The organism is Curtobacterium sp. B18 (assembly GCF_000333375.1).
Taxonomy (GTDB): domain Bacteria; phylum Actinomycetota; class Actinomycetes; order Actinomycetales; family Microbacteriaceae; genus Curtobacterium.
Genome location: NZ_BACZ01000567.1, coordinates 1 through 2,010 on the forward strand (window position 1 = coordinate 1; position 2,010 = coordinate 2,010).

2 protein-coding genes are annotated in these 2,010 nt (G+C 70.7%); one reads left to right on the forward strand and one right to left on the reverse strand.

Annotated features, from left to right (window positions below; all coding sequences use genetic code 11):
- Positions 1-550 (reverse strand): LysR family transcriptional regulator (locus I5E_RS21945; RefSeq protein WP_022907749.1); only part of this gene is annotated, 550 nt, incomplete at its 3' end.
- Positions 551-669: 119 nt separating this feature from the next.
- Between I5E_RS21945 and I5E_RS15305 the strand changes: the two genes are divergently transcribed.
- On the forward strand, positions 670-1,995 hold the full coding sequence (locus I5E_RS15305) for an MFS transporter (protein ID WP_022907750.1): 1,326 nt from the start codon (positions 670-672) through the stop codon (positions 1,993-1,995).
- Positions 1,996-2,010: the final 15 nt, after the last annotated feature.

Here is a 2,010-nt window from a genome sequence, read left to right on the forward strand (position 1 = left end):
TACGCGATGAGCGGCACCGTTCCCCGGGCTCGAGCGCGATGCCGTCCTGCGCCATACAGACCATCTGGTCGGTGGCGACGCGGGTTCCCTCGGCGGACTCCCCCGCGGTCTGCTTGATGAACACCAGGTCGAGCTGGCCCGCGTGCACCCGGCGCAGGAGCGGGGACGACTGGTTCACTGTCAGCTCGAGGTTCACCTGCGGGTGCAGCCGCCGGAAGTCCCGCAGGATCCGCGGTAGCTGGGTGATCGCGAGGTCGTCCGCCGCACCGAACCGGAGTCGCCCGCGGGTCGCCGCCCCGGAGAAGTAGGCGTCCGCGGTGGCGTGCGCCGCGAGGATCGTCCGCGCGAACCCGGCCATCGCGTCCCCGTTGTCGGTGAGCGCCACGCCCCGGGTGTCCCGCGCCACGAGCGTGCGGGAGACCGCCGTCTCGAGTCGACGCACGTGCTGGGACACCGTGGGCTGGCTGATGCCCAGCCGCGCACCGGCCTGGGTGAAGCTCCCGGTCTCGGCGACCGCGAGGAACGTCTGCAGCAGAACCGGATCGAGCACGGCAACCTCATTCGACATCGCAATGGAGTGATAGCCACCATAGGGGTATCGAATGACGCCGCACCACGTAGTTTCGTTGGGGTACCAGTTCCGCAGCCGACGTCCGGAGATCCCCCACCGTGAGCGCGTCACCGACGACCCTCCCCCCGCCCACCGAACCGCTGCCGATCCAGGCGACCCGACCGCCGTGGCGCCACACCCTCATCGCCCTGTCGGTGCCGAACTTCCGACTGTTCACCGCCACCAACCTGGTCGCGATGACCGCCGGGTGGATGCAGCGCATCGCGCAGGACTGGCTCGTGCTGCAGCTCACCGGCTCGGTCGCGCAGGTCGGCATCACGGTCGCGTGCCAGTTCGCGCCGATGCTGCTGTTCGGGCTGCTCGGCGGGGTCCTCGTCGACCGGTTCTCGAAGCGCGCGCTGATGATGATCACGCAGGGCTCGTTCGCGGTCCTGTCCGCACTGCTCGCCGTCCTCACGCTGACCGGCGTCGTGCAGGCGTGGCACATCTGGGCGATCGCGTTCCTCGTCGGCATGGTGACCGTCATCGACAACCCGGCCCGGCAGGTGTTCGTCACCGAGATCGTCGGCCACGAGCACCTGCGGAACGCGATCAGCGTCAACTCGTCGGTGTTCCAGCTCGGCGGCATGATCGGCCCGGCGCTCTCGGGCGCGCTGCTCGTGGCCGTCGGCGCGGGGTGGTCGTTCGGGGTCAACGCGATCGCCTGCGTGGCCGTGGTGGTGACGCTCGGGTTCCTGAAGGTCTCGGAGCTCCACCGCACGCCCCCGGCACCCCGCGGGAAGGGGCAGCTCGTCGAGGGTCTCCGCTACGCCGTCCGGAAGCCGACCATCATCGTGCCGGTCATCCTCGTGGCGTTCTTCTCGGTCTTCGCGCTGACGATGCCGGTGCTGCTGTCGGCCTTCGCGTCCGAGGTCTACGACGTCGGCGCCGGCGGCTACGGCGTCTTCAACTCCGCGGTCGCGATCGGTGCCCTGGCCGGCGCGCTGCTCTCGACCCGCCGCGCCACGGTCCGGCTCCGCACGATCGTCGGTGGGGTCTTCTGGACCGGGATCCTGCTCGTGGTCTCCGGCTCGATCCCCGCGATCGCGCCGTTCACCGTCGCCCTCGTCGCCGTCGGCATGTCCCAGCTGCTCTTCCAGACGGCGTCGAACTCGCTCGTGCAGTTGTCCTCGAACGTCGCGATCCGCGGTCGCGTGATGTCGCTCTACGTCCTCGTGCTGCTCGGCGGACAGGCGATCGGTGGCCCGCTCATGGGGCAGGTGGTGGACCACTTCGGCGCCCACGTCGGGATGGTCGTCGCCGGAGGCGTCCCGGCCGCGGCCGCGGCCGTCGTCGGCCTCGTCCTCGCCCGCCGGGGCGGGCTGCACCTCGCGGTGCGGATGCGGCACCACATGCCGGTGCCGTCGATCGTCGGCCACCGCTGATCCGTCGGACGGGAG